The sequence below is a fragment of the Streptomyces sp. NPDC107765 genome (genome assembly GCF_055657085.1).
Genome location: NZ_JBVKBL010000002.1, coordinates 603,586 through 623,728, shown reverse-complemented (window position 1 = coordinate 623,728; position 20,143 = coordinate 603,586). Strand labels below are relative to the sequence as shown.

Annotated in this window: 15 protein-coding genes; 11 read left to right on the top strand and 4 right to left on the bottom strand. The window is 74.5% G+C overall.

Annotated elements, in window-relative coordinates:
- Nucleotides 1-278 precede the first annotated feature (278 nt).
- Complete coding sequence (locus tag ACZ7MX_RS07270) at nucleotides 279-737, top strand: cobalamin B12-binding domain-containing protein (RefSeq protein WP_472130120.1); 459 nt, start codon at nucleotides 279-281, stop codon at nucleotides 735-737.
- A 23-nt stretch (nucleotides 738-760) separates the two neighbouring features.
- Here ACZ7MX_RS07270 and ACZ7MX_RS07265 read toward each other — a convergent pair whose 3' ends face one another.
- Both ACZ7MX_RS07265 and ACZ7MX_RS07260 read right to left on the bottom strand, forming a co-directional pair.
- Nucleotides 761-2,530: a DUF5691 domain-containing protein gene (locus tag ACZ7MX_RS07265; protein ID WP_472130118.1), complete on the bottom strand. Its 1,770-nt coding sequence runs from the start codon at nucleotides 2,528-2,530 to the stop codon at nucleotides 761-763.
- A 72-nt stretch (nucleotides 2,531-2,602) separates the two neighbouring features.
- The gene (locus ACZ7MX_RS07260) at nucleotides 2,603-3,985 is read right to left on the bottom strand and encodes an SWIM zinc finger family protein (protein WP_472130116.1); all 1,383 of its coding nucleotides are present in this window, start codon (nucleotides 3,983-3,985) and stop codon (nucleotides 2,603-2,605) included.
- A gap of 171 nt (nucleotides 3,986-4,156) precedes the next feature.
- Between ACZ7MX_RS07260 and ACZ7MX_RS07255 the strand changes: the two genes are divergently transcribed.
- From ACZ7MX_RS07255 to sucD, 7 genes are all read left to right on the top strand, one after another.
- Nucleotides 4,157-5,299, top strand: coding sequence for an ATP-binding protein (locus tag ACZ7MX_RS07255; RefSeq protein ID WP_472130114.1), 1,143 nt, complete (start codon nucleotides 4,157-4,159; stop codon nucleotides 5,297-5,299).
- Nucleotides 5,296-7,821, top strand: a complete 2,526-nt coding sequence (locus ACZ7MX_RS07250; protein ID WP_472130112.1) for a DUF5682 family protein — start codon at nucleotides 5,296-5,298, stop codon at nucleotides 7,819-7,821. The genes ACZ7MX_RS07255 and ACZ7MX_RS07250 overlap by 4 nt, the downstream gene beginning before the upstream one ends.
- Before the next feature lie 227 nt (nucleotides 7,822-8,048).
- Entirely contained in the window at nucleotides 8,049-9,182 is a 1,134-nt protein-coding gene (locus ACZ7MX_RS07245; RefSeq protein ID WP_472130606.1) for a VWA domain-containing protein, read from the top strand.
- Between the two features lie 199 nt (nucleotides 9,183-9,381).
- Nucleotides 9,382-10,515 (top strand): hypothetical protein, encoded by a 1,134-nt coding sequence (locus ACZ7MX_RS07240; RefSeq protein WP_472130110.1) that lies wholly within the window; start codon nucleotides 9,382-9,384, stop codon nucleotides 10,513-10,515.
- 91 nt (nucleotides 10,516-10,606) lie between these two features.
- Entirely contained in the window at nucleotides 10,607-11,383 is a 777-nt protein-coding gene (locus ACZ7MX_RS07235) for a hypothetical protein (RefSeq protein WP_472130108.1), read from the top strand.
- Nucleotides 11,384-11,976: 593 nt separating this feature from the next.
- Complete coding sequence (gene sucC / locus ACZ7MX_RS07230) at nucleotides 11,977-13,152, top strand: ADP-forming succinate--CoA ligase subunit beta (RefSeq protein WP_472130106.1); 1,176 nt, start codon at nucleotides 11,977-11,979, stop codon at nucleotides 13,150-13,152.
- 23 nt (nucleotides 13,153-13,175) lie between these two features.
- Nucleotides 13,176-14,060 carry a succinate--CoA ligase subunit alpha gene (gene sucD, locus ACZ7MX_RS07225; protein ID WP_030413993.1) on the top strand — a complete coding sequence of 295 codons (885 nt, stop codon included), beginning with the start codon at nucleotides 13,176-13,178 and terminating at the stop codon, nucleotides 14,058-14,060.
- A 145-nt stretch (nucleotides 14,061-14,205) separates the two neighbouring features.
- On the opposite strand, the gene ACZ7MX_RS07220 is transcribed toward sucD, so the two are convergent.
- On the bottom strand, nucleotides 14,206-15,066 hold the full coding sequence (locus ACZ7MX_RS07220; protein ID WP_472130104.1) for a SigE family RNA polymerase sigma factor: 861 nt from the start codon (nucleotides 15,064-15,066) through the stop codon (nucleotides 14,206-14,208).
- Between the two features lie 108 nt (nucleotides 15,067-15,174).
- Between ACZ7MX_RS07220 and ACZ7MX_RS07215 the strand changes: the two genes are divergently transcribed.
- Nucleotides 15,175-16,713, top strand: coding sequence for a cell division protein PerM (locus tag ACZ7MX_RS07215; protein ID WP_472130102.1), 1,539 nt, complete (start codon nucleotides 15,175-15,177; stop codon nucleotides 16,711-16,713).
- A 29-nt stretch (nucleotides 16,714-16,742) separates the two neighbouring features.
- On the opposite strand, the gene ACZ7MX_RS07210 is transcribed toward ACZ7MX_RS07215, so the two are convergent.
- On the bottom strand, nucleotides 16,743-17,657 hold the full coding sequence (locus ACZ7MX_RS07210) for a hypothetical protein (RefSeq protein ID WP_472130100.1): 915 nt from the start codon (nucleotides 17,655-17,657) through the stop codon (nucleotides 16,743-16,745).
- 260 nt (nucleotides 17,658-17,917) lie between these two features.
- On the opposite strand from ACZ7MX_RS07210, the gene purN reads away from it, so the two are divergent.
- A complete protein-coding gene (gene purN / locus ACZ7MX_RS07205) occupies nucleotides 17,918-18,583 on the top strand; it encodes a phosphoribosylglycinamide formyltransferase (RefSeq protein ID WP_472130098.1) in 666 nt (221 codons plus the stop codon).
- Complete coding sequence (gene purH, locus ACZ7MX_RS07200) at nucleotides 18,580-20,142, top strand: bifunctional phosphoribosylaminoimidazolecarboxamide formyltransferase/IMP cyclohydrolase (protein ID WP_472130096.1); 1,563 nt, start codon at nucleotides 18,580-18,582, stop codon at nucleotides 20,140-20,142. The genes purN and purH overlap by 4 nt, the downstream gene beginning before the upstream one ends.
- Nucleotide 20,143 lies beyond the last annotated feature (1 nt).

Below are 20,143 nucleotides of genomic sequence, written 5' to 3'. Positions count from 1 at the left end.
CCGATGCGCGTGACGATCCATGGTGCGGCGGCCCGGCTGCGGCTCCCCGGACGCCCGGCCCGCGCGCACTCCGCCCGGCCCTGGCGGCACGACGCACGGAACGCGGCGCGTAGCGAACGTGTCCCAGGTGTGATTTCCCCCTCGCCGGATGTCACGAAACGGCTGGATACTGGATGCTGGCGATAACGTTCGTTCACGTCGTGGCCGCCGGATCGCGGTCGCGCGCCCGATTGTCGGCTTTGCGGCACCACCGTGCCGTGCAGGGCTTGGAGGCAGTGATGAGTGTGGCTCGGCAGGACGGAGCGCAGGCGGGGACCCCTGGCGTGGCGGGCCGGTCGGGGCCGATCCGTGTCGTGGTGGCCAAGCCGGGGCTGGACGGGCACGACCGGGGCGCCAAGGTCATCGCCCGGGCGCTGCGCGACGCCGGTATGGAGGTCATCTACACCGGGCTGCACCAGACCCCGGAGCAGATTGTCGACACCGCGATCCAGGAGGACGCCGACGCGATCGGGCTGTCCATCCTCTCCGGCGCGCACAACACCCTCTTCGCGAAGGTCATCGCCCTGCTGGCGGAGCGCGACGCGGCGGACATCAAGGTCTTCGGCGGCGGCATCATCCCCGAGGCCGACATTCCCCCGCTGAAGGCCCAGGGCGTCGCCGAGATCTTCACGCCCGGCGCGACCACCGCCTCGATCGTGGAGTGGGTCAACGCGAACGTGCGCCCGCTGGCGGTCTGAGGCCCCGGGGGCGACGGGAGTGATCATGGTGCCGACCCGTCGTCCGGGACGGCGGTAGCGGCAGCCGTATCGACATCGGTGGCAGCAGCGGCATCGGCGGTGGTCGGGCCGCTGCCGTCGGTGGCCTCGGCGTCCGGCGGGAGGAGCTCGGCGTGCATCGTGGCGCGCAGCCGGAGCGTGCCGACCAGCCGCTGGAACGCCTCGGACCAGTAGCCGCCGGAGCCGGGTGAGGCGCCCTCGGGCTCGTCGGTGACCGCGGTGAGCATCGCGAGCCGGTCCGCCGCCGCCGGGTCGAGACAGCGCTCGGCCAGGCCCATCACCCCGCTGAAGCTCCACGGATAGCTGCCGGCGTCCCGGGCGATGTCCAGGGCGTCGACGACGGACCGGCCCAGCGGCTCGGCCCAGGGGACCGCGCACACCCCGAGCATCCGGAACGCGTCCGACAGGCCGTGCGCGGCGATGAACTCCGCCACCCAGCCGGCCCGTTCACCGTCCGGCAGTACGGTCAGCAGCTTCGTCAGGTCCCGTGCGGAGCCGGCCGGTGCGACCTCGCCGGTCCGGGACGGCGCGCCGGGCACGCCCAGCAGGGCCCGCGCCCAGGCGGCGTCCCGCTGGCGCACGGCGGCCCGGCACCAGGCGTCGTGCAGCTCGGTCCGCCAGTCGTCGGCCACCGGGAGCGCGACGATCTCCTCCGGACCGCGGCCGCCGAACCGCTCCTCCCATCCGCCGAGCGGGGTCGCCTCCACCAACTGGCCCAGCCACCAGGACCGTTCGCCCCGGCCGGAGGGCGGCTTGGGCACCACTCCGTCCCGCTGCATCCCCGCATCGCACTCCTGGGGCGGCTCGACCCGGATCACCGCCTCCTGGCCCGTCGAGGGGTCCAGGGTCACGCAGACGTGTGCCCGCTGTGCCATCCGGGCCGCGAGGGCCGAACCGGGCAGCGCGGTGAGCAGCTCGGCGGCGGTGGCCCGGACCGTGCGGCTGCGGTCGGACAGCGCCTGCTCCAGGAAGGGTTCGTCCCCCGCCGTGAGCCGCTCGCGCAGCGAGTCGAGGAACATCAGCCGGTCCTCGGCGCGCTCCGTGGACCAGGTCGTCCGCAGCAGCTCCCGGCCCGCCTCCGGGTCGCGGCGGCGGACCGCCGTCAGCAGGGCCACCCGCTCCGCGAACAGCCCCTCCTCCCACCGCCGCGCGATCTCCTCGGGCGCCTCTCCCTCGGGCAGGACGGCCGCGCCGCCGGTCCCCCGGAGCGCGAACTTCCAGGCGTCGTTGAGCCGCGCCAGCCACAGCGCCCGCGGCCCGGCCAGCGCCAGCGCGGCCGGCCGCAGGTCCGTACGCGCCCGGGCGGCGTCGAGCAGCGCGGGCAGCAGGGCCGCCGGGGCGCGGTAGCCGTACTCGCCGGCGGCGGCCAGCCACTGGGGCAGCAGTTCGGTCAGGTCGGGGGCCGCGCCGCGGCGGCTGCCGCCTCCCGTACCGCCGCGGTCGGCGAGCAGCAGGGCGAGCCGGCGGCGGGCCGCGGCCGGCAGCGGCGGCCGCGGGTCGTCCGGTGCCGGGGCCGGCCGCTCACCGGCCGGGGCGGGGCGCAGCGCGGCGCGCCGCCGCACCGTGCTCACCGCGGCCGCGTCCAGCAGGGCCGCCGCGGCACTCTGCCCGGGCCGTACGGTCACCGGCGGCAGCCGCCGCTCGGTGCCCAGGAGCGCCGCGCTCACCAGATCGGGCCAGGGGGCCGGGGCGGTGGCGGTCGTCGGGGGAGTCGGGGGTGTCGGGTGGGTCTCAGGGCTGGTGGTGGTCGTCATGCTCGTCCTCCAGGCATCGGTGATGGATGGGGTCCTTTGGAGCGCGCGCTCCGGCGCGGCCGGGAATCGGGGTCACAGGGACACCGGGGACGGGTCCCAGGCGGTCAGCGGGAGGAAGCCGCGGTGGCCGCACTCGCCGAAGACCGTGACCGGCGCGCCGCCCGATATGGCGGCCAGCTGCCAGACGCCCGTACCGCCCAGGCAGCGCGGGTCCAGCGGCAGCGCCGACTCGCCGTCCGCGTCGGCCAGTTGCCAGCCCCGGCCGTCGCGGCCCGGTATCGGGGTGACGTCGGCGAGCACCACCGGCCAGGAGTCCAGCCAGGGCTCGTCGCGCAGCGCATCGCCGTACGCGGCCAGGGCGGCGTCGATACCGCAGCCCGGCGGCACCGGGCCCGGGACCGCCGGGGCGTACCGCTCGCCCAGGGTGGCGCGCAGCGGGCGGGCGCCGGGGTAGTAGGCGAGGTCCGCGTCGATGACCAGACCGGGTGGCAGGGCCAGCTCCAGAGGGCGGTTGGCGCCGGCGAACGACAGATGCAGTGCCATCCGGCCGGTGCGCTCGCCGCGCAGGAAGATCCGGCGGGTGGTCAGCCTGCCGTCGTCGCTGTCCTGCTGGGCCAGCACCAGCCAGCGGTCCCGGACCGGCGCCGCATCGGGGCCGGTCAGCAGGTCCGCCGCATCCGTGGTCAGCCCGACGCGGGCGCGGACCGTGGCCGCCAGCGGGGCCGGCAGCCGGTCGAGGCCGAGGAAGCCCTGGTCGAGGAGGTGCAGCAGCGCGCACTCCTCCAGCAGCCGGGCCGGCCAGTCCGCGCCGGACGCCACCACCGGGCCCAACTCCCGCACCCGGGAAGCGAGACCGGGCGCCTGGGCATCGACCATCCGCGCGGCCGTCTCCTCCCACGAGCGTCCCCCGCCGTCACCCGGCGCGCCGCCACCCTCCCGGCCGGCCGTGGCCAGGCCGGACTGCAGCAGATCCGCCAGCCGCTGCTCCAGCTCCGTGGCGCCCGCGCCGATCCGCTGCATCCGGCGCTCCGCCCGGCGCCGAGCGGCCTCCGGATCGGCCGGCGCGCGCGAGGCGGCGGCACCGGACGGCCCGGCCGCCGGCCGCTCCGCGCGCTCCCGGCGCGCGGCCAGCCACTCACCGGCCCACTGCGGCGGCTCACCGGCCGCCACCGCGCCCTCGTCCCCCGCCCAGAGCAGCAGCAGTCCCAGCGCGTGCTTGCACGGGAACTTGCGGCTCGGGCAACTGCACGTGAAGGCCGGTCCCTTGACGTCCACGACCGCTTGGTACGGCTTCTTCCCACTGCCCTTGCACAGCCCCCACACCGCGCTGCCGTCCGCGCCGGTCTCCGACCACGGGCCGGGCGCCGCGAGCTTGCCGCCCGCCTTGCGTGATGCCTCGTCAGGCGCCAGTGCCAGCACCTGATCCGTCGTCCAGCGTTCCCCCTGCGGATTCATGTCTCCGACGCTACGACGGCCCACTGACAATGCCCTTCCCGCTCGGTGAACTCGCAGGTCAGAGACGGTTTTCGGGGCGTTGTCAGTGGTGTGGTGCAGGCTGGAAACAGCAAGCGGCCGGAGGGATTCTTCCCGGGCGCCGGCCGCGGATTCTTGCGACGAGGGGGACCCATGTCCGAGCTCATCAACGACACGACGGACGGCACGCACACGACGGCGGAGGGGGCCGGGGGCGGCCAGGTGCTGCGCCCGCACGCCGAGGACAGTTTCGCCGACGAACTCAAGGCCCTCGCCGCGGCCGACGACCGGCCGCGGCCGGCGCGCTGGCGGCTCTCGCCGTGGGCGGTCGCCACGTACCTGCTCGGCGGCACGCTCGCCGACGGCACGGTCATCACGCCCAAATACGTCGGCCCGCGCCGGATCGTCGAGGTCGCCGTGACGACCCTCGCGACCGACCGCGCGCTGCTCCTGCTCGGTGTGCCCGGCACCGCCAAGACCTGGGTGTCGGAGCATCTGGCGGCGGCGGTCAGCGGCGATTCCACCCTGCTCGTGCAGGGCACCGCCGGCACCCCGGAAGAGGCGATCCGCTACGGCTGGAACTACGCCCGGCTGCTCGCCCACGGCCCCAGCCGGGAGGCGCTGGTGCCCAGCCCGGTGATGCGCGCGATGGCACAGGGCATGACGGCACGGGTGGAGGAGCTCACCCGGATCCCCGCCGACGTCCAGGACACGCTCATCACCGTCCTGTCGGAGAAGACCCTGCCCATCCCCGAGCTGGGCCAGGAGGTGCAGGCCGTCCGCGGCTTCAACCTGATCGCCACGGCCAACGACCGCGACCGCGGGGTCAACGAACTCTCCAGCGCGTTGCGCCGCCGCTTCAACACCGTCGTCCTGCCACTGCCCGCGACACCGGACGACGAGGTGGACATCGTCTCGCGGCGGGTCGGCCAGATAGGGCGTTCGCTGGAGCTGCCGCCCGCGCCGGAGGGCCTGGAGGAGATCCGCCGGGTCGTCACGGTCTTCCGCGAGCTGCGCGACGGCCTCACCACCGACGGCCGGACCAAGCTCAAGTCCCCGTCCGGCACGCTCTCCACGGCCGAGGCCATCTCGGTGGTGACGAACGGCCTGGCGCTCGCCACCCACTTCGGCGACGGCGTGCTGCGCGCGGGCGACGTGGCCGCGGGCATCCTGGGCGCGGTGGTCCGCGATCCGGCCGCCGACCGGGTCGTTTGGCAGGAGTACCTCGAAACGGTCGTGCGCGAGCGCGACGGCTGGAAGGACTTCTACCGCGCCTGCCGTGAGGTGAGCGCATGAGCACGCACGGCACGGGAGCCCCGCCGGACGGCCGTGGCCCGTTCCTGCTGGGGGTGCGGCACCACGGCCCCGGATCGGCGCGCGCGGTCCGGGCCGCCCTGGAGCAGTGCGTGCCCGCCGCGGTGCTGATCGAGGGCCCGCCGGAGGCCGACGACCTGGTGCCGCTGGCCGCGCGGGACGGCATGCGGCCGCCGGTCGCCCTGCTCGCCCATGTACAGGACGATCCCGGCCGGGCCGCCTTCTGGCCGCTGGCCGAGTTCTCCCCGGAGTGGGTGGCGATGCGCTGGGCGCTGGAACACGGTGTCCCGGTCCGGTTCATCGACCTGCCCGCGGCGCACACCCTCGCCATGACGGACGAGACGGACCAGACGGACGAGAGGGACCGCGACCCGGACCGCGACCCGGAGCAGGAGCAGGATCGGGACCGGGTCCAGGAGCAGGACCAGGTGCGGGTCGATCCGATCCGGGTGCTCGCCGAGGCCGCCGGGTACGACGACCCGGAGCGCTGGTGGGAGGACGTGGTCGAGCACCGCGCCGGGACCGGCGCCGCCCGCCCGGGGCGCCCCGACGCCGACGCGCTGGCCCCGTTCGCGGCGCTGGCCGAGGCGATGGGCGCGCTGCGCGAGACGTACGGCGACGGCGGCCATGACCGTGACCCGGTGCGCGAAGCCCATATGCGGCTCCAACTCCACGCCGCGCGACGGGAGTTCGGTGACGCGGTGGCCGTGGTGTGCGGGGCCTGGCACGTCCCGGCGCTGCGCCGCCGCACCACGGTGACCGCCGACCGCCGGCAGCTCAAGGGCCTGCCCAAGGTGAAGACCGCGGTGACCTGGGTCCCCTGGACGCACCGGCGGCTCTCCCGGCGCAGCGGCTACGGCGCCGGCATCGCCTCGCCCGGCTGGTACGGCCACCTTTTCAGCGCCCCCGACCGCCCCGTCGAACGCTGGCTGACCAAGGTCGCCGGGCTGCTCCGCGAGGAGGACTACGCGGTCTCGTCCGCACACGTCATCGAGGCGGTGCGGCTCGCGGAGGGGCTGGCCACGGTGCGCGGCAGGCCGCTGGCCGGGCTGACCGAACTGGACGACGCGGTCCGGGCCGTGATGGGCGACGGCTCCGACGCGCCCTCCGCGCTGATCCACGACCGGCTGGTGGTCGGCGAGGTGCTGGGCGAGGTCCCGGAGGACGCTCCGGCGGTACCCCTCCAGCGGGATCTGGCCCGCAGTCAGCGCACCCTGCGGCTCAAACCGGAGGCGCTGGAACGGGAGCTGGAGCTGGACCTGCGCAAGGAGACCGACGGCGGCCGCAGTCGGCTGCTGCACCGGCTGCGGCTGCTCGGCATCCCCTGGGGCGAGCCGGTCCGCTCCCGCGGCAGCACCGGCACCTTCCGGGAGACCTGGCGGCTGCGCTGGGAACCGGAGCTGGCCGTGCGGGTCGCCGAGGCCGGCATCTGGGGCACGACCGTGCGTGCCGCCGCCACCGCCAAGGCCGCCGCCGAGGCGTCCGGGGCGGCCGCGCTCGCCGAGGTGACCGCGCTCGCCGAGCGCTGTCTGCTCGCCGGGCTCCCGGACGCCCTGCCGGTGGTGATGCGGGCGCTGTCGGACCGTGCGGCGCTCGACGCGGACGTGGGCCATCTCGCCCAGGCGCTGCCCGCCCTCGTCCGGTCGGTGAGGTACGGCGATGTGCGCGGCACGGACGCCGGGGCGCTCCGGGAGGTCGCCCTCGGCCTGGCCGAGCGGGTCTTCGTCGGCCTGCCACCGGCCTGCCACGGCCTGGACGCCGACGCCGCCACGGAAATGCGCGGCCACCTCGACGCCACGCACCGCGCCGTCACCCTGCTCGCCCAGCCGCACGCCACGTCCAAGCCGCACTCTGCGCCGGAGTCGCGGCCGTGGCCGGAACCCGCGGACGAGGAGGGTGCCGGTCTGCGGGGGCGCTGGGCCGGGGTGTTGCGGGCGGTCAGCGGCCGGGAGGCGGTTCCCGGGCTGGTCCGGGGGCGGGCGGCGCGACTCCTGCTGGACGACGGGGGGTTGGGGGCCGACGGGGCCGAGCAGCTGATGGGGCTCGCTCTGTCGCCCGGCACCCCGCCCACCGACGCCGCCGGCTGGCTCGAAGGGTTCCTGGGGAGCGGGTCCGGCGGGGACGGCGGCATGCTGCTGGTCCATGACGAACGACTGCTCGCCCTGGTCGACCGCTGGCTGACCGGCGTGCCGGACACCGCGTTCACGGACGTACTCCCGCTGCTGCGCCGCACGTTCGCGGAGTACGAGTCCGGGGTGCGGCGCACGCTCGGTGAACTGATCCGCCGCGGCCCCGCGGCACCTTCGCCCGGCCCCACCGGACCCGCCGGCCCTGTCACCGACGCCGTGCCCGCGCCCGGCTTCGGCCCCGGTCTGGACCGCGACCGCGCCGCCGCCGTCCTGCCCACCCTCCGCCTGCTGCTCGGCATCGAACAACACGGCTTCGACGAGGAGCGCCCCGGCGCGCACGATGCCCGCAACCGCCTGACAGGAGCCATGAGGTGACCACCCGACTTCCCGGCCCCCAGGCCGGAGCCACAACAGCCTCCACTCCGGCAACCACCGCCGCACCCACCCCGGCAACCACCGCCGCAGTCCCCTCGGCAACCACTCAGCCAGCCACCTCGGCAACCACGGCGGCCTCACCCTCCGCCCTCACCCCCACCCCTGCCCCCACCCCCGTCCCCACTACCGCCCCCACCTCCGAAGTCGAACGCCTCCGTCGTTGGCGGCTGGTGCTCGGGGGTGGCGGCGCGGACGGTACGGGACATGAGCTGCGGGGGCGGGATGCCGCGATGGACGGGGCGCTGGCCTCGCTCTACGGCCGTGAGAAGGCTCCCGGCGGCCGGCCCGCGGACGGCGGCCGGCGCACGGCCGGGCTCGGCGCCTCGGCGCCCGGGGTGGCCCGCTGGCTCGGCGACATCCGGACGTACTTCCCGTCCTCCGTGGTGCAGGTGATGCAGCGGGACGCCATCGACCGGCTCGGGCTCTCCGCGCTCCTCCTGGAGCCGGAGATGCTGGAGGCGGTCGAGGCGGACGTCCATCTGGTGGGCACCCTGCTCTCGCTCAACAAGGTCATGCCGGAGACGACCAGGGAGACCGCACGGGCCGTCGTCCGCAAGGTCGTTGAGCAACTGGAGAAGAAGCTCGCGACCCGCACCCGCGCCACACTCACCGGCGCGCTGGACCGCTCCGCCCGGATCGCCCGCCCGCGCCACCGCGACATCGACTGGGACCGCACGATCCGTGCCAACCTCAAGAACTACCTCCCCGAGTACCGCACGGTCGTCCCCGAGCGGCTGATCGGCTACGGCCGGGCCGCGCAGGCCGTGAAGAAGGACGTGGTGCTCTGCATCGACCAGTCCGGTTCGATGGCCGCCTCGGTCGTCTACGCCTCGGTGTTCGGGGCGGTGCTGGCCTCCATGCGGGCGCTGGACACCCGGCTGGTCGTCTTCGACACCGCGGTGGTCGACCTGACGGACCAGCTGGACGACCCGGTCGACGTCCTCTTCGGCACCCAGCTCGGCGGCGGTACGGACATCAACCGCGCGCTCGCCTACTGCCAGTCCCGCATCACCCGCCCCGCCGAGACCGTCGTCGTGCTCATCAGCGACCTCTACGAGGGCGGCATCCGGGACGAGATGCTGAAACGGGTCGCCGCGATGAAGGCGTCCGGCGTGCAGTTCGTGACGCTGCTCGCACTGTCCGACGAGGGCGCGCCGGCCTACGACCGGGAGCACGCCGCGGCCCTCGCGGCCCTGGGCGCGCCGGCGTTCGCCTGTACGCCTGATCGCTTTCCGGACGTGATGGCGGCTGCGTTGGAGAAACGCCCGTTGCCCATACCGGACATGACGGAGCAACGGTGACAGGCGCGCCGGAAGGAGTTGCAGGGCACCTGGCGATTCATGCAAGGATCAGGACATCGCTCGATCGCCCGCGATGTGGGTGACCCCGAGGCTTATGCCCGGATGTCCCCTCCCCAAGCTACCGCCGGGCGGTTCTTCCAGCCCAGCATCCGTATGGGAAGGCCCCTCCTTGTCTGCTGCGTTCGCTCTGCCCGGACCTGTGCGCCTGTCGCGCACGGTGGCCGTGCGGCGCGCGCTGCTGGCGGGGCTCTTCCTGGTGGGCTTCGCCGTCCTCGGCTTCGCCTTCGGACCCGGCGCCCATGCCGACGACCGTGCGGGCTCGCCGGCGCCGTCCGAAACCACGTCCCCGGCGCAGACCCACGCGCACACGCAGACCCACGCACACACGCAGACGTACACGCAGACCCACGCGCACACGCAGACCTACCCACAGGCACAGACGCCCACGCAGGCGCCGACCGCCTGCGAGCGGACCACCGCGGCCCGGCCCGTCACGGACCGGCCCGTCACGGACCAGCCCGTCACGGGTCGGACCGCCACGGGCGCCACTGACCGGACCGCCGGAGACCGGGCCCGCACGGGCCGGTCGTCCGCGGGCCGGACGACCCCGTACCGGGCCGCCACCCGGTACGGGGCGGCCGAGCGTGCGGACCACGAGTCCTGGGCGCACCGCTCGGCCGGTTCCGGTACGGCCGTCGAGCAGGAGGGCGCCGCAGCCGGCGCCCGGTTTACCGCGCACGCGGACACCGCCGGCAGCGCACTCGCCGACGCCGTACGGCCCGCCGCCGAGCAGGCCGGGCCGGTCGCCGGCACGGTCACCCGCCCGGTGACCGGTGCCGTGCGCGAGATCAGTGACGCGTTCGGCGACGCGTTCGGCGACGCGTTCGGCGGTGCGCTGCCCGTGCAGCTGCCGTCCGTCGAGCGCCCGGGCCGGCCCGGAGCCGGCGGCGGCTCGCCGCACGGCGGTGGCGTGACCGGCGGCGACCGGCCGTCCGGTGCGCGGTCCGTGGGTCCGGACGGCGGTTTCGACGTCGTCCCGCCGGCGTACTGCGTCCAGGGGAAGGCCCAGCAGAACGCCCCGGACCTGCCGTCCACCGTCTCCGGTCAGCGCGACGCGGACCGTCCCGGCCTGCCGGAGCAGCAGCTCCCGCAGGGTCCGACGGCGCCCACCCCGCACTCCGCCGGCGACCAGCAGGGTCCCCGCGGCGGGGACCAGCACGCCGCCGCACCGGCGGACGCACCGCGCTTCCGGCTGCTACCCGGTGGCGTCCGCACGGCCGACGGCGCCCCGACGCGCCGCCGTGCCGAAGAAATCCTCGAATTCCCGGGCTAGGGCAGACCGCTCCGCGTCTCGACCGGACCTGCCGCGCGGGGGCGGGACAGGTCTGCCCTTCACCCTTCTGAATTCAAAGGACTTCATTTCCATGCGTACGAACATTCGTCGCGCCGTCGTCGTCGCCGCTGCCGCCACCGGTCTGTGGGCGCTGGGCTCGGTCGCCGCCAACGCGGCCGAACTGCCCGTCGGCACCCCGGAGCTGCCCGCCACCGCCGCGGCGACCGGCAGCGCCACCCAGCAGCTGCCCACCGGTGACGTGACCGGTACGGCGACCAAGGCCGCGGGCACCGCCACCGGCACCACCACCGGCACCGGCACCGTCACCGGCACCGCGCAGAAGACCGTGGGCGACGTGGCGGGCAAGGCCACCGGTGTCCTCGGCGGCGGGGTGCCCACCCAGGGCCTGCACCTGCCCACGTCCGGCACCGGATTGCTGACCAAGGCCACCGACGCGCAGCCCACCAAGCAGGCCAAGCAGGCCAAGCAGGCCAAGCAGGCCAAGCAGGCCAAGCAGGCCAAGCAGGCCAAGCAGGCCAAGCATGCCCTGAAGGCCGTCAAGAAGACCGTCGGCGGCGCGGGCCGGCTCGCCGGTGACGCGGCAGGCCGGACCGTTCCGTTCGGGATCGTGGTCGGGAGCCGGGCGCAGCTGTTCGCGCAGGGCACCGGCGCGGCGGTCGCTCCGTTCGCCGAGGGCCTGGTCACCGTCGTCGTGGCCGACGGCAGGGCCACCGTCACCCAGGCCGTCGCCGGTGTGCGGGGCGCGGCCCCGGCGCGGGCCGTCCCGGCCGTGCCCGGTGACCTGACCGACGCCGCCGGCGTCCCGGCGCTCCCGGTCCTGCCGGCCCTCCCGGTCCAGGGCGTCTGAGGCTGGTAGGCCGACTACACCGGTTCCGGCCGCGGCGGCGGCCGGGCACCGGAGCACCCGGAAAGCAGCCGGGCGGTCCTCTGTGGGGGAGGGCCGCCCGGCTTCCGTGTGTTCCGGGGTCGGGAAGCTTCGGCATAAACGCCGGTACCGGCGGGTGAGCGCACCGTTAAAGCGAGAAAAAGTTGAGAAAAGGGGAGGAGAGCCGCGAGTGGGGCGAAGCCCCGGCCGCTCGGTCACCGGTCGCGCCTCTCTCTCGCGCGAGCCGCCAACTCACCGATGAATAAGGGGAGTTGAGAGGGCGCGGTGGTCCGGCACCGGGACGGCCCCACTCCATGATCCACGCGCCGAAAACCGGGCGGAGACCGAGCGTGGCCAAAGCATCTGTGACCGTAATCACCGCTGGAGTGTGATCTGCGATTTAGGACCTCAAGTCCTGCGGCGATAACCTGCGAGACGGACATGCCGCGTATCCGGTCACCGTGTATACGCCTCCCCTGTGACAGCGCCGTCACGTTGCCCTTCGCGGCACGCCCATCGCAGACAACGAACCGCGATCACTACGGCGATTCTGAGAAGACAAGGGACGGACGCGCGTGGACCTGTTCGAGTACCAGGCGAGGGACCTCTTCGCCAAGCACGGTGTACCGGTGCTGGCCGGTGAAGTCATCGACACGCCTGAGGCGGCCCGCGAGGCGACCGAGCGGCTGGGCGGCAAGTCCGTCGTCAAGGCGCAGGTGAAGGTCGGCGGCCGCGGCAAGGCCGGTGGCGTCAAGCTGGCCGCGACCCCGGACGAGGCCGTCGCCCGCGCGACGGACATCCTCGGCATGGACATCAAGGGCCACACGGTCCACAAGGTGATGATCGCCGAGACCGCACCGGAGATCGCCGAGGAGTACTACGTCTCGTACCTCCTCGACCGCACCAACCGCACCTTCCTGGCCATGGCCTCGGTGGCCGGCGGCATGGACATCGAGGAGGTCGCCGCGACGACCCCCGAGAAGCTCGCCAAGGTCCCGGTCGACGCCAACGAGGGCGTCTCCATCGAGAAGGCCCGCGAGATCGTCGCCCAGGCGCAGTTCCCGGCCGAGGTCGCCGAGAAGGTCGCCGAGGTCCTCGTCACCCTGTGGAAGACCTTCATCGCCGAGGACGCGCTCCTCGTCGAGGTCAACCCGCTCGCCAAGGTCGCCAGCGGTGACGTCATCGCCCTCGACGGCAAGGTGTCCCTGGACGCCAACGCCGAGTTCCGCCAGCCGGAGCACGAGGCCCTGGAGGACAAGGACGCAGCCAACCCGCTCGAGGCTGCCGCCAAGGCCAAGGGTCTCAACTACGTCAAGCTCGACGGCCAGGTCGGCATCATCGGCAACGGCGCGGGTCTCGTCATGAGCACCCTGGACGTCGTCGCCTACGCCGGCGAGCAGCACAACAACGTCAAGCCCGCCAACTTCCTCGACATCGGCGGCGGTGCCTCCGCCGAGGTCATGGCGAACGGCCTGGAGATCATCCTCGGCGACCCGGACGTGAAGTCCGTGTTCGTCAACGTCTTCGGTGGCATCACCGCCTGTGACGAGGTCGCCAAGGGCATCGTGCAGGCCCTGGAGCTGCTCAAGTCCAAGGGCGAAGAGGTCACCAAGCCCCTGGTCGTGCGCCTCGACGGCAACAACGCGGAGCTGGGCCGCCAGATCCTGTCGGAGGCCAACCACCCGCTGGTGCAGCGCGTGGACACCATGGACGGCGCGGCCGACAAGGCCGCCGAGCTGGCCGCTAAGTAAGAGGGACGAGGACACTAACAACCATGGCTATCTTCCTCACCAAGGAAAGCAAGGTCATCGTCCAGGGCATGACCGGTGCCACTGGCATGAAGCACACCAAGCTGATGCTGGGTGACGGCACCAACATCGTCGGCGGTGTCAACCCGCGCAAGGCCGGCACCTCCGTCGACTTCGACGGCACCGAGGTCCCGGTCTTCGGCTCCGTCAAGGAAGCGATGGAGAAGACGGGCGCCGACGTCTCCGTGCTCTTCGTCCCGCCGGCCTTCGCCAAGGCCGCCGTCGTCGAGGCGATCGACGCCGAGATCCCGCTGGCCGTCGTGATCACCGAGGGCATCGCGGTCCACGACTCCGCCGCCTTCTGGGCGTACGCGAAGGCCAAGGGCAACAAGACCCGCATCATCGGCCCGAACTGCCCCGGCCTGATCACCCCCGGCCAGTCCAACGCCGGCATCATCCCGGGCGACATCACCAAGCCCGGCCGCATCGGCCTGGTGTCGAAGTCCGGCACGCTGACCTACCAGATGATGTACGAGCTGCGCGACATCGGCTTCTCGTCGGCCGTCGGCATCGGTGGTGACCCGGTCATCGGCACCACGCACATCGACGCGCTCGCCGCGTTCGAGGCCGACCCGGAGACCGACCTGATCGTGATGATCGGCGAGATCGGCGGCGACGCCGAGGAGCGTGCGGCCGACTTCATCAAGGCCAACGTCACCAAGCCGGTCGTCGGCTACGTCGCGGGCTTCACCGCGCCCGAGGGCAAGACCATGGGCCACGCCGGCGCCATCGTCTCCGGCTCCTCCGGCACCGCCCAGGCGAAGAAGGAGGCCCTGGAGGCCGCCGGCGTCAAGGTCGGCAAGACCCCGTCGGAGACCGCGCGGCTGGCCCGCGAGATCCTCGTCGGCTGACCTCGGCCGAGCCCGGCAGACGCGCTGCCGGCCTGCGCGGCGTCGGCACCGCCGGACCCGTCCTGCGGCGCAGTGCTCGCCGTGCAACCGGACGCGGGCCCGTACCCCTGGTGGGTGCGGGCCCGCTCCCGTTTCCGGGGGCCGGTCAGCGCACCTCGGGCAGAAGCCGGGCCTGGTCCGGGTGGGTGCGGTGCACGGCCCGGCTCGTGCCGGACCCGGGATGGCGGGTGGCCGGTGCCTTCGCGACGGGCGGTACCGGCGGCGCGGTGTAGTGGTCCGGTGTGGTGACCGCGACGGACAGGGTGACCAGCGCGAACAGTCCGGTCAGCCCGAACGCGGCCCGGGTCGTCCGGCGGGCGCTGCGCTCGCCGCCGGCCCGTACCTGCGCACCGGTCAGCGGCGGCTCCCCGGTGGCGGGTCCGTCGTCCGCCGGGCCGGTGAGGAGGGCGGCCAGCCGGTCCCGCAGGATCGCGCCCTGCCGCGCCGGCGGCTGGCCGGCGAGACCCAGCTCGGGCAGCCGGGCGGCGAGCAGGTCCCGGGCGTGGGTGAGCCGTCCGGCCGCGGCCCGGGTGCTGGCCTCGACCTCGGCGGCGGTCGCGTGGAGGCCGAGCCCGAGGCCGTCGTGGAGCAGCAGCACCCGCCGGTACGGGGCGGGCAGCGCGGTGATCGCCTCCCGTAGCGCACGGTCCGCGTCGTCCCGGGGCGCCTGGTGCTGCGTACGGGCGGCCGTCCGCCCTCCCGGCACCAGGCGGTGCCACGGCCGCAGTGCGTGGTCGTACACCGCGGCCCGTACCCAGCCCGCCGGGTCCGGGGCCACCGCGACCTCCGGCCACCGCTGCCAGGCCAGGTGGAAGCCGTGCCGTACGGCCCGCCGGGCGAGCCGCGGCTGCCCGGTGAGCAGGTACGCCTGCCGGGTCAGCGCGGCGGCGTGCCGGGTGTGCAGCGCGTCGAAGGCGGTGGCGGCGGGGGACCGCCCGGCAGCGGGCGGACAGGCGTGCGCGGTCATGCACAGCAGTGTGGAAAGCGGCGAACCGGCATCAGTCACGACACGTGCGACACGACGATCATTTCGCCGGTACGTGGTGGAAATTCGCTTTCTTGGCAGCATGGCGGCGTGAGCGAGTACCTCGGCAGCGGCCCCGCATGGTCCCCGTCCGGCCGGACCGCGACCCGGCGCTCCTCCGCGCTCGGCGCCGCCTTCCTCGGCGGGGTGACCGCCGCCGGCCTCGGCCTCGGCGCGCTGACGGTCGCGGTGCTGCTGCTGTGGGTCGCCGCCCCCTATCCCGACACCAGCCTGTCGCGGGCGCTGCACCTCGCCGCGGACCTGTGGCTGCTGGCGCACGGCGGGGGCCTCGTACGGGACGTGCCGCACTCGGCCGTTCCGGCACCGGTGGCGCTCACCCCGCTGCTGCTCGCCGTCCTGCCGGTGTGGCTGCTGCACCGGGCCGCCCGGCACACCCTGGCCACCGCGGACGACCCCGCTCCGTCGGCCGGCCCGACCGCGCCGCGCACCCTGCTCGGCGCGCTGCTCACCGGATATCTGCTGGTCGCGGGCGCCGCTCTGGGCTACGCCTCGGTCGGCCGGCTGGCCGCCGACCCGCTCAGCGTGCTGCTGTACGTCCCGGGCACCGCGGTCGCCACGATGGCCGTCACCACCTGGCGGGTCCTGGGGCACGGCGGGGCCGCCCTGCTACCCGAGGGCGTCCGACGGGTCCTTGCGAAGGTGCCGCGCCGACTGCGGACCGCCTTCGGAGGCCACCGCCTCGCCGCCGCCCGCCGGGCCGCCGGCGTGGGCCTCGTGGCGCTGCTGGTGGGCGGCGCCCTGCTCACTCTCGTCGGGCTCGCGGTGCACGGCGGCCGGGTGCGCCACGACCTCCTGACGCTCGCCCCGGACTGGGCGAGCCGCGCCACGGTGCTGCTGCTGTGCCTGCTGCTGCTCCCGAACGCGGCGGTCTGGGGCGCCGCCTACGGGCTGGGGCCCGGGTTCACGCTGGGCGCCGGCAGCACGATCGGCCCGCTGGGCGCCTCGGCGCACCCCCCGGTGCCCCGGCTGCCGCTGCTCGGCGGGGTGCCGGAGGTGGGCCCGGGAACGCCGCTGACCTGGGCGGTGGCCGTGCTGCCGGTGGCCGCCGGGATCTGGCTCGCCCGCTCGGTGGCCCGTATGGCGACGGACCCAGCTTCCGCGGACGGACCCTGGTCGAAGTCCTGGCCTGCGCCCTGGCCGTGGCGGCGGACGGCCGGTGTCGCGGCGTTCGCGGCCCTGCTGTGCGGCGTCGGCGCGGCGGTGCTGGCGGGCCTGGCCGGCGGGGCGCTCGGGCACGGCGCGCTCGCCGCGTTCGGCCCGAGCGGCTGGCGCACCGGCCTCGCGGCGGCCGCCTGGACCGCCCTCACCGGCGTCCCCGGCGCCCTCGCCCTGCGCTCCTGGCAGCTCCGGCGCACCCGGAAAGCGGCACCGGCGGACGGCGTCACCGCGACGACCGACGGGACGGTCGGGGAGACGACCACAGGCGGGGAGACGGCCGCGGACGGGAAGGCGACCACGGACGGGAAGGCGCCGGCAGAGGGAGAGGCGGCGGCCGAGGGCAAGGAGACGGCCGACGGGGAGGCGACGGCCGACGGCAAGGCGGCGGCCGCCGCGGCTCCCGGGGGCTGAGCGACCGGGTCGGCCGCCGTGGTGCGGGGTTACTCCTCCACGCTCAGCAGCGGCCGCAGCTCCCTCGGCAGGAGCTTCTCGCAGGACTTGCCGGACGACTGCGTCAGGGCGTCGTTCACGCAGGTGAAGTAGTCGCGGTAGACGATCTGGACGGTGAACGTCGCGGCCACCAGCATCAGCGCGAGCGAGGCGGTCACCAGGCCCCCGACGGCCGCGGTGACCTGCGGCCGGGTGCCGGCGGCGGCACCGGGGCGCGGGCCCTGGGCGGACGGCCGGTGGGGGGCGGGGCGGCCCTCCATGGCGGCGGTGGTCGCCGATGCGGCGGCCTTCGCCGGGTCCGGCTTGGCGCGCAGCGCGCTGATGCCCCAGTAGATCGCCAGCGCACCGAGCAGCAGCGCGACCTCGGAGAGGCTGAAGAGGACGAAGAAGAACGCCCACATGCCGGCCAGCAGGGCGTAGCGGGCCCGGCGCTGGGCCGGGTCGGTGGGGTCCCAGCGGAGGTTGCCGGGGCCGCCGGGGCCGCCGCCGGGCTGGTTGTTGCGGCTGCCCGGGCGGGTGCCGAAGCCGCCGCTCTGCCGGCCCGGCTGCCGGGGACTCCACTGGCTGCCCCAGCTCGGCGCCGGCTCGTCCGGTCCCGGCTGCGGCCGGTCGCCGCCGTCCTGGCCCTGCCCCTCTCCCTGGTCCTGGTCCTGGCCCTGAGCCTGGTCCTGGCCCTGGGTGTACGGGCCCGGATGGCGGGGCCGCCATTCCTGGTCGGGGGTGCCGGCCGGCGGCGGCGCGAACGGGTTGTCGCGGTCGGGGCCCGGAGAGGAGGGACCGGAGGACGACGTCATGCGGCCGCGCGGCAGCAGCACCACCCCGGGGGCGGTGGCGGGCCGGGGGTGCCTCCCAGCGGTGGCCGGGGGAGGGAGCAGGAGGGCCGCGCGGCGGCGTCGGTCCGTCATCTGGAGTGTGTCTTCCCCTTGTCTCGTCCGTACGCGGGCCTTCGCGACCGGCGCCCGGATACCACGAACTGCGTGCAGTCTCACGCCCGACGCTACCTCCCGTCCCCGCCCCCGTCCCGCGGGGGCCGCTCGGTGTGCCGGTATCGTTGCTGACGGTCGGCGCCTTCGTAGGGTTCCCCGGATTTGCGGTACCCGCGGTCTTGTACGACCACACAAAGCATGTGAGCTCACTGCACGCGAGATCGAGAAAGAGCCCCGCCGTGGCTTCGTCCCCGCCCCCCGCCCCGCCCGCCCGACCCGCCGGGCCCGCCCGTCCGGCGCGCCTCGTCGTGCTCGTCTCCGGTTCGGGCACGAACCTCCAGGCCCTGCTGGACGCCATCGCCGCCCGCGGAGCCGAGGAGTACGGCGCCGAGATCGTGGCCGTGGGCGCGGACCGCGGTGCCATCGCGGGCCTGGAGCGGGCCGAGAAGGCGGGCCTGCCGACCTTCGTCTGCCGGGTCAAGGACCACGGCACTCGCGCGGAGTGGGATGCCGCGCTGACCGCGGCGACCGCCGCGTACGAGCCGGACCTGGTGGTGTCGGCCGGCTTCATGAAGATCCTGGACAAGGAGTTCCTGACCCGGTTCGGCGGCCGCATCGTCAACACCCACCCGGCGCTGCTGCCGAGTTTTCCCGGTGCCCACGGCGTACGCGATGCCCTCGCGTACGGCGCGAAGGTCACCGGATGCACCGTCCACTTCGTCGACGACGGGGTCGACACCGGCCCGATCATCGCGCAGAGCGTGGTCGAGATCCGGGACGAGGACGATGAAGCCGCGCTGCATGAGCGCATCAAGGAAGTCGAGCGATCGCTGCTCGTCGAGGTCGTGGGGCATCTGGCCCGGCACGGCTACCGCATTGAGGGACGAAAGGTACGTATCTCGTGACCGCCGAAGGTACGAAGCGGCCCATCCGCCGCGCGCTGGTCAGCGTCTACGACAAGTCCGGGCTGGAGGAGCTGGCCCAGGGCCTGCACGCGGCGGGCGTCGAGCTGGTCTCGACCGGGTCGACGGCCGGGAAGATCGCCGCCGCCGGGGTGCCGGTCACCAAGGTCGAGGAGCTGACGGGCTTCCCCGAGTGCCTCGACGGCCGGGTCAAGACCCTGCACCCGAAGGTGCACGCCGGCATCCTGGCCGACCTGCGCCTGGACGCCCACCGGCAGCAGCTGGCGGAGCTGGGCGTGGAGCCGTTCGACCTGGTGATCGTGAACCTCTACCCGTTCCGGGAGACCGTCGCCTCCGGCGCCACCCCCGACGAGTGCGTCGAGCAGATCGACATCGGCGGGCCCTCGATGGTCCGGGCCGCCGCCAAGAACCACCCCTCGGTCGCGGTCGTCACCAGCCCGGCCCGGTACGCCGACGTGCTCGCCGCGGTCCGTGACGGCGGTTTCGACCTGACCGCCCGCAAGCGGCTGGCCGCGGAGGCGTTCCAGCACACCGCCGCCTACGACGTGGCGGTCGCCTCCTGGTTCGCCGACGACTACGCGGCCGCCGACGACAGCGGCTTCCCCGACTTCCTCGGTGCGACGTACGCGCGCAAGAACGTGCTGCGCTACGGCGAGAACCCGCACCAGGGCGCCGCGCTGTACGTGACCGGCGAGGGCGGGCTGGCCGAGGCCGAGCAGCTGCACGGCAAGGAGATGTCGTACAACAACTACACGGACACCGACGCCGCGCGCCGGGCCGCGTACGACCACGCCGAGCCCTGTGTGGCCATCATCAAGCACGCCAACCCCTGCGGCATCGCGATCGGCGCGGACGTCGCCGAGGCGCACCGCAAGGCGCACGCCTGCGACCCGGTCTCCGCGTACGGCGGTGTGATCGCCGTCAACCGCCCGGTGTCGGTGGCACTGGCCGAGCAGGTCGCCGAGATCTTCACCGAGGTCATCGTGGCGCCCGGCTACGAGGACGGCGCGGTCGAGATCCTCGCCCGGAAGAAGAACATCCGGGTGCTCCGCGCCGAGGGTGCCCCGGCCGCCCCGGTCGAGGTCAAGCAGATCGACGGCGGTGCGCTGCTGCAGGTCACCGACCGCCTCCAGGCCGACGGCGACGACCCGGCCAACTGGACGCTGGCGGCCGGTGAGGCGCTGGCGCCGGAGCAGCTGGCCGAGCTGGCGTTCGCCTGGAAGGCGTGCCGCGCGGTGAAGTCCAACGCGATCCTGCTCGCCAAGGACGGCGCCTCGGTGGGCGTCGGCATGGGCCAGGTCAACCGCGTGGACTCCTGCAAGCTGGCCGTCGAGCGGGCCGGCGAGGAGCGCGCCCGGGGTTCGTACGCGGCCTCCGACGCCTTCTTCCCGTTCCCCGACGGCCCGGAGATCCTCATCGCGGCCGGCGTCCGGGCGATCGTCCAGCCGGGCGGTTCGATCCGTGACGAGCTGGTCGTCGAGGCCGCCACGAAGGCCGGCGTGACGATGTACTTCACCGGCGCCCGGCACTTCTTCCACTGAG

Excerpts from the sequence above, each read along its gene's own strand:
- ACZ7MX_RS07260 (WP_472130116.1), bottom strand. The coding sequence starts at position 3,985 with ATGAATCCGCAGGGGGAACGCTGGACGACGGATCAGGTGCTGGCACTG.
- ACZ7MX_RS07235 (WP_472130108.1), top strand. The coding sequence starts at position 10,607 with ATGCGTACGAACATTCGTCGCGCCGTCGTCGTCGCCGCTGCCGCCACC.
- ACZ7MX_RS07255 (WP_472130114.1), top strand. The coding sequence starts at position 4,157 with ATGTCCGAGCTCATCAACGACACGACGGACGGCACGCACACGACGGCG.
- ACZ7MX_RS07210 (WP_472130100.1), bottom strand. The coding sequence starts at position 17,657 with ATGACGGACCGACGCCGCCGCGCGGCCCTCCTGCTCCCTCCCCCGGCC.
- ACZ7MX_RS07220 (WP_472130104.1), bottom strand. The coding sequence starts at position 15,066 with ATGACCGCGCACGCCTGTCCGCCCGCTGCCGGGCGGTCCCCCGCCGCC.
- ACZ7MX_RS07265 (WP_472130118.1), bottom strand. The coding sequence starts at position 2,530 with ATGACGACCACCACCAGCCCTGAGACCCACCCGACACCCCCGACTCCC.
- ACZ7MX_RS07270 (WP_472130120.1), top strand. The coding sequence starts at position 279 with ATGAGTGTGGCTCGGCAGGACGGAGCGCAGGCGGGGACCCCTGGCGTG.
- sucD (WP_030413993.1), top strand. The coding sequence starts at position 13,176 with ATGGCTATCTTCCTCACCAAGGAAAGCAAGGTCATCGTCCAGGGCATG.
- ACZ7MX_RS07250 (WP_472130112.1), top strand. The coding sequence starts at position 5,296 with ATGAGCACGCACGGCACGGGAGCCCCGCCGGACGGCCGTGGCCCGTTC.